Genomic DNA, 8,059 nt, shown 5'->3' with positions numbered 1-8,059 from the left:
AATCGGCGCGGTGATAGCAGAGGGTCGGAGGCGGCGCAATACGCAGGTGCAGCGCAAGGAGGGGGGGTCCCCGGTTGGGCGGAAGGGGCCGGCGAGCCCGTCGGCGGCTCGCTTCGGCCGCCTTGTGTAGCCGGGTCCGCGCCTCCTGAGCCGTCAGGCCTAACTCCGCGTGCCTTCTCCGCTTGCACGCGGCGATGTTGGCGTCGAAAACATGGCCCGCGGCCCCGCGCGGCCCCGCCTGTGGCGTCAGCTCTCCCGGCAGGAGCCGAGGGCGTGGCGGCCGTGGCCGGGGACGGGCTCGGGATTCGGGCGGGTGAGGCCCTCGAGGACGTCGAGGGGGCCGGGGACGGCGACGCGGGAGCCGGAGGAGGGCGGGCGGGCGTAGACCTGCTTGGAGGCCTCGACGACCAGCGCGCCGGCGATGACGCGCGGCTCGAAGCGGCGGCCGAGGCGCTCCCAGAAGTAGGCAGTCTGCAGCATGAACCGGCGGTGCGAGGGCGGCGCGTAGAGGGCGGCGGCGTGGCTTTCGAGGACGAAGCGGTGGGTGCGCAGGAGGCCGTCGAGCTGGCCGAGGCTGTAGGGGCGGCCGTAGCCGAAGGGGGTGACGTCGCGTCGCGCCCAGAGGCCGGAGCGGTTGGGGACGATGAAGATGACCCGGCCGCCCGGCGCCAGCACGCGCCAGATCTCGGAGAAGAGCGCCTCCGGCCGGTCGCTGGTCTCGAGGCCGTGGGCGACGATGAGGCGGTCGACGGTCGCCGCCTCGATCGGCCAGCGGATCTCCTCGCAGAGCACGCTGCGGTTGGGCTCGGCCGCCGGCCAGGGCATCACCCCCTGCGGGCCGGGCATGAGCGCGAGGACCCGCGCGGCGTCCTTCAGGAAGGGGCGCAGGAACGGCGCTGCGAAGCCGTAGCCGACCACCGAGAGGGCGCGGGTGTCGGGCCAGAGGCCGCGGACGGCCTCCTGCAGCAGCCGCTGCGCCGAACGGCCGAGCGGGGTCCGGTAGTAGAAGGCGCGCAGGTCGAGCACGTCGAGATGCATGGGCGCGAGCCTAGCCGACAATCCGCGGGAGCGCCAACGGCGGAACGCCGTGCCGCCGCGGCCGCCGCGCGTGGAATGTGCCGGGCGGGGCGCTATGCTCTGCGGGGGAAGCGTCCCCGGGGAGAAAGCCATGCCGCTCGAGATCGTCACCGTCCCTTGCCTCCGCGACAATTACGCCTATCTCCTGCGCGACGCGGCGAGCGGCCGGGTGGGGCTCGTGGACGCGCCGGAGGCGGGGCCGATCGAGGCCGAGCTGGCCAAGCGGAACTGGATGCTCGACCTCATCCTCATCACGCATCATCACGCCGACCACATCCAGGCGGTCGACGCGCTGCGCGGCGGGGCGAAGGTTGTCGGCAACCGGGCCGACAGGGCGCGGCTGCCGCGGCTCGACGTGGAGGTGGGGCCGGGCGACGCGGTGGCGCTGGGCGGGAGCGTCGCCGAGGTGCTGGACGTGCCGGGGCATACGGTCGGGCATGTCGCCTACTATTTCGCCGAGGCGGGCGCGCTCTTCTCGGCGGACAGCCTGATGGTGATGGGCTGCGGGCGGGTCTTCGAGGGGACGGCGGACGAGATGTGGGAGAGCCTGAGCCGGATGGCGGCGCTGCCGGACGCGACGCTGGTCTATTCGGGACATGAGTATGCGGAATCGAACGCGCGCTTCGCGCTGACGGTGGACGGGGAGAATGTGGCGCTGAGGACACGCGCCGCGGAGATTGCGGCGATGCGCGCGCGGGGGGAGCCGACGGTGCCGGCACGGCTCGATCTCGAGCGGCGGACGAACCCGTTCCTGCGGGTGCGGGAGGCGGATTTCAAGTCCCGGCTGGGGCTGGAGAATTCGCCCGATGCCCAGGTCTTCGCCGAGGTGCGGCGCAGGAAGGACGCATTCTGAGCAGGGGCCCGGGAATCGCCGTCATGTGTGAACCCCGTCACTGCATTCTTTTTGCGCTTCAGCCAAAGGGTGGCATACTGGCCTTGAAGCGCGATGGATAAAACCGAAGTTTAACAGGTGACGGGTAACACTCAGTCCATTGCCCGCGCCGGCCCACCACAGCCGGTGAGTTCAGACCGGAAGGACGCGGATTATGCCCTCTTTCTCGAGTACCCTCGAAGCCGCAATCCACAACGCGCTCGGGCAGGCCAATCAGCGCAAGCACGAGCTGGCGACGCTTGAGCATCTCCTTCTGGCACTGACCGACGAGCCCGACGCCGCGCGGGTGATGAAGGCCTGCGGCGTCGACATCGAGAAGCTGAGGAAGACGATCGTCGCCTTCCTCGACGAGGAGCTCGACGCGCTCATCTCCGACATCGAAGGGTCGGAGGCCGCGCCGACCACCGGCTTCCAGCGGGTGATCCAGCGTGCCGCGATCCACGTGCAGAGCTCCGGTCGCTCGGAAGTGACGGGCGCAAACGTTCTCGTGGCGATCTTCGCGGAACGCGAGAGCCATGCGGCGTATTTCCTGCAGGAGCAGGACATGACCCGCTACGACGCAGTGAACTACATCAGCCACGGCGTCGCCAAGGATCCGTCCTACGGCGAGGCACGTCCGGTGAAGGGTGCGGAGGCAGCGCCCGAGACGAAAGCGCAGAACCAGGGGGCGAAGGAAACCGAGGAGACCGCGTTGCAGAAATACTGTGTCGACCTGAATGACAAGGCGCGCCGGGGGGACGTGGATCCGCTGATCGGCCGTGACTTGGAGGTCGAGCGGTGCATCCAGGTCCTCTGCCGGCGGCGGAAGAACAATCCCCTGCTCGTCGGCGATCCCGGCGTCGGCAAGACGGCGATCGCCGAGGGGCTGGCGCGCAAGATCGTCGACGGCGAGACGCCGGCGGTCCTGGCCGAGACGACGATCTTCTCGCTCGACATGGGGGCGCTGCTCGCGGGCACGCGCTACCGGGGCGACTTCGAGGAGCGGCTCAAGGCCGTGATGAAGGAGCTCGAGAACCATCCGAACGCGATCCTCTTCATCGACGAGATCCATACCGTCATCGGCGCGGGGGCGACCTCGGGCGGCGCGATGGACGCGTCGAACCTGCTGAAGCCGGCCTTGCAGTCGGGGACGCTGCGCTGCATGGGCTCGACGACCTACAAGGAATACCGGCAGCACTTCGAGAAGGACCGGGCGCTGGCGCGGCGGTTCCAGAAGATCGACGTGAACGAGCCGACGATCGAGGATGCCTTCAAGATCCTGAAGGGGCTGAAGCCCTATTTCGAGGACCATCACGAGGTGCGCTACACCACCGACGCGATCCGTTCGGCGGTGGATCTGTCGGCGCGCTACATCCACGACCGCAAGCTGCCGGACAAGGCGATCGACGTGATCGACGAGGCCGGCGCGGCGCAGCACTTGCTGCCGGAGAGCCGGCGGCGGAAGACGATCACCTCGAAGGAGATCGAGGCGGTGGTGGCGAAGATCGCGCGCATCCCGCCGAAGAACGTCTCCAAGGACGATGCCGAGGTGCTGAAGGATCTGGAGAAGTCGCTGAAGCGGGTGGTCTTCGGCCAGGACAAGGCGATCGAGGCGTTGGCCTCGGCGATCAAGCTGAGCCGTGCGGGCCTGCGCGAGCCGGAGAAGCCGATCGGCAACTACCTCTTCACCGGCCCGACCGGCGTCGGCAAGACCGAGGTGGCCAAGCGGCTCGCCGAGCAGCTCGGCGTCGAGCTGCTGCGCTTCGACATGTCGGAGTATATGGAGAAGCACACGGTCAGCCGGCTGATCGGCGCGCCGCCGGGGTATGTCGGCTTCGACCAGGGCGGGCTGCTGACCGACGGGGTGGACCAGCATCCGCACTGCGTGCTCTTGCTCGACGAGATGGAGAAGGCGCATCCGGACGTCTACAACATCCTGTTGCAGGTGATGGACAACGGCAAGCTCACCGACCACAACGGCCGGACGGTCGACTTCCGCAACGTCGTCCTGATCATGACCTCGAACGCGGGGGCGCAGGAGCAGGCGCAGAACGCGCTCGGCTTCGGGCGGTCGCGGCGCGAGGGCGAGGACACGGCGGCGGTCGAGCGGATGTTCACGCCGGAGTTCCGCAACCGGCTCGATGCGGTCATCAGCTTCTCGGCGCTGCCGAAGGAGGTGATCCTGCAGGTGGTGGAGAAGTTCGTCCTCCAGCTGGAGGCGCAGCTGATGGACCGCAACGTCCAGATCGAGCTCTCGCCGGAGGCGGCGGAGTGGCTGGCCGACAAGGGCTACGACGACAAGATGGGCGCCCGCCCGCTCGGCCGGGTGATCCAGGAACACATCAAGAAGCCGCTGGCGGAGGAGCTCCTCTTCGGCAAGCTCGCCAAGGGCGGCATCGTGCAGGTCCTGGTGCAGAACGGCGACATTGTGCTGAAGATCGAGCCGGCGGCGACGCCGAGGATCACCGCCAGGAAGCCGCGGCTGCTCACCGCCGAATAGGCCGGGACGGGATCGGGGGGGCCCGGACGAAAGTCCGGGCCCTTTCGTTTGCGTTCCCGCCCGCGTCAGACGGCGCGGATCAGCGCCTTCTCGAGGACGCGGAGCACCTGGCGGAGGTCGGAGCCGCGGCGCAGGATGCGGCCGTCCATGGCGATGACCGAATATTCGCCCTGCCGCGCGGCGAGGCGGGGGCGCTTCTCGATGCGGTAGATCGGGTGCTCGGCGCTGTGGCGGAAGATCGAGAAGACCGCCGCGTCGCGCAGCATCGAGATGCCGTAGTCGCGCCAGATGCCGGCGGCGACGGCGCGACCGTAGATGCCGAGGATGGCGGAAAGCTCGGTGCGGTGGAAGGCGACCGTGTCGGGAAGGCTCGGGAACTGTGCGATCTCGGCGCCGGCGATCATGATGGCGCCCACCATGCCGGGGCCCGGGAGCTTTGGCAAGCCGGCCGCCGGGCGATGGCTAACGACCGGCCAGCAGCTGTCGCGTCAGTGCAGGTGGCCGTCGAGGTCGTAGCGGCCACCCTCGCGCAGGGCGCCGAACATGGCCGACACCTCGGGATGATCGACGGGATCGCCCGAGTCGTCGCAGACGAGGTTCTGCTCCGAGACGTAGGCCACGTAATAGGTGGTCTCGTTCTCGGCGAGCAGGTGATAGAAGGGCTGGTCCTTGCGGGGGCGGCTCTCCTCCGGAATCGATTCCCACCACTCGTTCGTGTTGTTGAACGTAGGGTCGACGTCGAAGATCACGCCGCGGAACGGATGAACCCGGTGGCGGACCACCTGACCAAGAGCGAACTTTGCCGAAACGCGCAACATTCTCGTACACCCCGAGAACCACCACGTTGCGATAATATCGCTCGACCGGCTTGCTGTCCACAAATCCGCAAGGCGGGCTGGTGCGCCGCGGCCACTGCGGGCGAGAAGTGCGACATATCTGCCGCACCGGCCGCGGCGGCGACGCTCCGGCGGGCTGTCGCCGGCGCGTTCCGGCTTTGCCTCGCATTGTCCGTGACTTCTGCTTGGCCGGACGCGGCGGATCTGGCATAGTCGACAGACGACGTGCGGCAAGACACGCGAGCAGTTGAGATGAAGGCAGGTCAGGCACGCGGGCGACGGCTCGCCCTTTTCGTCATGGTTGCGCTCCTCGGCGCATGCTCCGGGCACGACAAGCCGCCGAGCACGGTGGTCGATGCCTGCCGCATGCAGACGGAGCGGCCGAAGTGGTTCCAGGCCATGAAGCGCACCGAGGAGAAATGGGGCGTTCCGGTCTCGGTGCAGCTCGCCACCATCGCCCGGGAATCGAGCTTCCAGCACGATGCGCGGCCGACCAAGCGCATCGGCAGCGGCTGGTTCTCGCGCGAGGTGCCCCGCTCGAGCGCCTACGGCTATGCCCAGGCGATCGACGGGACCTGGGAGGGCTACATGCGGGACACCGGGCGCCGGCGCGCCGACCGGTCGGACTTCGCCGACTCGTCCGACTTCATCGGCTGGTACATGAGCACCAACAGCCAGGTGAACGGCGTCCCGCTGCGCGACACCTACAACCAGTATCTCGCCTATCACGAGGGCAAGGCCGGCTTCGCCCGCGGCAGCTACCGCAAGAAGGCCTGGCTGCCGCCGGTCGCCCGCGACGTGGAGGCCTGGGCGACGCTCTACGAGGTCCAGCTGCAGAGCTGCCCCGTCCGCTGAGCGCATCCGCTCGGCGTTTGACAGCGCGGGGGGCGCGCGCCTAGCGTCGGGCGGCTGATGCAGGCAGGGCGGCGCGCGGAATGGACCGGCTGACCGAGATGGAGGCCTTCGTCCGGGTCGTTGACCACGGCGGCTTCACCGAGGCGGCGCGCAAGATGGACATGTCGAAGTCGGCGATCTCGAAGCACGTCTCGGCGCTCGAGGCGCGGCTCGGGGCGCGGCTGCTCAACCGCACCACCCGGCGGGTCAGCCCGACGGAGGTGGGGCTCGCCTACTACGACCGGGCGCGGGTGGTGCTGGCCGAGGCCGGCGAGGCCGACAGCATGGTGACCGCCATGCAGGCGACGCCGCGGGGGTCGCTGCGCATCTCGGCGCCGGTGAGCTTCGGCGTCGCGCAGGTGGCGCCGGCGGTGGCGAAGTTCCTCTGCAGCTACCCCGAGGTCGACGTGAACATGGTGCTCGACGACCGTTTCGTCGAGCTGGTCGCCGAGGGGTTCGACCTCGCGATCCGCATCGGCATCCTGGCCGACAGCTCGCTCAAGGCGCGGAAGCTCGCCACGACGCGCACGGTGATCGCCGCGGCGCCGGGCTATCTGGCCGAGGCGGGGACGCCGCGGGCGATCGACGACCTGAGCGAGCACCGGCTGCTGCACTATTCGCAGCTCTCGAGCGGCAACTTCTGGCGCCTGCGCGGGCCGAGCGGCGAGGAGCGGCAGGTCCGGGTGGGCGGGCGGCTCACGGTCAACAACGGCGAGGCGCTGATGCGGGCGGCCGAGGCCGGGCTCGGGATCGCGCAGCTGCCCTCCTTCATGCTGGGGGACGCGCTGACGGAGGGGCGGCTCGTCGAGGTCCTGCCCGACCGGCCGGCCGAGATCCTCGGCGTCTACGCCGTGCATCCGCAGGGGCGCTTTCCGCAGCCGAAGCTCCGGGTCTTCATCGACTTCATGGCGGAGCATTTCCGCGGCATGGGGCCCGACGGCTGGCCCTGCCCCTAGCGGGGGTTCCGCGCCGCTCCGCACAAAATCGCGAAGCGAGGGGAGGAACGATCCGCCCCGGGGGGACGTTGCGCTGGCACACCATCCCAACCCGGAGGAAGACATGCCCGATACTGCCATGAGCCACGACACCATCCGCGCCAGCACCGTGAAGGGCACGGACGTCTACAATCCCGAGGGCGAGCATCTCGGCACCATCGACGACATCGTCCTCGGCAAGCAGGACGGCCATGCCGAGTATGCGATCATGTCCTTCGGCGGGTTCCTCGGGATCGGCGAGAAGTACCATCCGCTGCCCTGGGAGAGCCTGACCTACGACACCGCCCGCGGCGGCTATGTGGTCGACGTGTCGCGCGAGCAGCTCGAGGGGGCGCCCAGCTACGGCTACGAGGAGCAGCCGGACTGGAACGATCCCGACTACGGCCGCCGCATCCGCGGCTACTACGGTTACCCGGTGATGTGAGTGGCAAGTGGGGCTGCCGGTCGCAGGGCCGGCAGCCCGGTCGGCTCCATCGTCGCCGTTGCGCTTTCCTCGCGGCGACGGTGGGGTTTCCTCGTCCGGGCACGGGGTGGGCACGCGTGCCCACCTGGTCGGGTCGTTGATATCATTGGATAACACGTCCGGCTGTTAACCGGATCGAAACCATCGTTAACGGGCCGGCGCCGCCTCACCCGCCGGCGATGCGATAGTGATAGGCGCCGGCTTCGGCCATGCCGAGGCCGGCGTAGAGCGTTCGTGCCGGGGTGTTGGCGCGGGTGACGGCGAGCGCGAAGGTCCCGGCCCCCTGCCGCCGCGCCCAGTCGGCGGCGGCGTGGGTCATGCGGGCGCCGAGGCCGCGGCGGCGGGCGGCGGGCGAGACCTCGAGGGCGTGCATCATGGCGACGGGGCCGGCGAGGGCGACGAAGGCCGCCCCGGCGGGATGGT

General features: G+C 69.4%; 9 protein-coding genes. 5 read left to right on the top strand and 4 right to left on the bottom strand.

From position 1 onward, the window contains the following. Positions 1 to 246: 246 nt before the first annotated feature. On the bottom strand, positions 247 to 1,038 hold the full coding sequence (locus tag Q0112_RS14470) for a class I SAM-dependent methyltransferase (protein ID WP_297976462.1): 792 nt from the start codon (positions 1,036 to 1,038) through the stop codon (positions 247 to 249). A 130-nt stretch (positions 1,039 to 1,168) separates the two neighbouring features. Between Q0112_RS14470 and gloB the strand changes: the two genes are divergently transcribed. After that, the gene (gene gloB, locus Q0112_RS14465) at positions 1,169 to 1,930 is read left to right on the top strand and encodes a hydroxyacylglutathione hydrolase (RefSeq protein WP_297976461.1); all 762 of its coding nucleotides are present in this window, start codon (positions 1,169 to 1,171) and stop codon (positions 1,928 to 1,930) included. A 193-nt stretch (positions 1,931 to 2,123) separates the two neighbouring features. After that, a complete protein-coding gene (gene clpA / locus Q0112_RS14460; RefSeq protein WP_297976459.1) occupies positions 2,124 to 4,448 on the top strand; it encodes an ATP-dependent Clp protease ATP-binding subunit ClpA in 2,325 nt (774 codons plus the stop codon). A gap of 65 nt (positions 4,449 to 4,513) precedes the next feature. Here clpA and Q0112_RS14455 read toward each other — a convergent pair whose 3' ends face one another. Both Q0112_RS14455 and hspQ read right to left on the bottom strand, forming a co-directional pair. After that, positions 4,514 to 4,852: a DUF2794 domain-containing protein gene (locus tag Q0112_RS14455; RefSeq protein ID WP_297976464.1), complete on the bottom strand. Its 339-nt coding sequence runs from the start codon at positions 4,850 to 4,852 to the stop codon at positions 4,514 to 4,516. Between the two features lie 84 nt (positions 4,853 to 4,936). Then, complete coding sequence (gene hspQ, locus Q0112_RS14450; RefSeq protein ID WP_297976457.1) at positions 4,937 to 5,266, bottom strand: heat shock protein HspQ; 330 nt, start codon at positions 5,264 to 5,266, stop codon at positions 4,937 to 4,939. Positions 5,267 to 5,536: 270 nt separating this feature from the next. On the opposite strand from hspQ, the gene Q0112_RS14445 reads away from it, so the two are divergent. The 3 genes from Q0112_RS14445 to Q0112_RS14435 all read left to right on the top strand — a co-directional run bounded on the left by Q0112_RS14445 (position 5,537) and on the right by Q0112_RS14435 (position 7,597). Beyond that, entirely contained in the window at positions 5,537 to 6,139 is a 603-nt protein-coding gene (locus Q0112_RS14445) for a lytic transglycosylase (RefSeq protein ID WP_297976455.1), read from the top strand. Between the two features lie 80 nt (positions 6,140 to 6,219). Further along, the gene (locus Q0112_RS14440; RefSeq protein WP_297976454.1) at positions 6,220 to 7,134 is read left to right on the top strand and encodes a LysR family transcriptional regulator; all 915 of its coding nucleotides are present in this window, start codon (positions 6,220 to 6,222) and stop codon (positions 7,132 to 7,134) included. Between the two features lie 103 nt (positions 7,135 to 7,237). Next, positions 7,238 to 7,597: a PRC-barrel domain-containing protein gene (locus Q0112_RS14435; RefSeq protein ID WP_297976453.1), complete on the top strand. Its 360-nt coding sequence runs from the start codon at positions 7,238 to 7,240 to the stop codon at positions 7,595 to 7,597. A 205-nt stretch (positions 7,598 to 7,802) separates the two neighbouring features. On the opposite strand, the gene Q0112_RS14430 is transcribed toward Q0112_RS14435, so the two are convergent. Next, positions 7,803 to 8,059: GNAT family N-acetyltransferase (locus Q0112_RS14430; protein ID WP_297976452.1), on the bottom strand; the 257-nt coding region annotated here is incomplete at its 5' end.

Source organism: uncultured Amaricoccus sp. (assembly GCF_937858865.1).
GTDB lineage: Bacteria > Pseudomonadota > Alphaproteobacteria > Rhodobacterales > Rhodobacteraceae > Amaricoccus.
The sequence above is the reverse complement of the archived record's forward strand: the minus strand, read 5'-3'. Positions and strand labels throughout refer to the sequence as shown.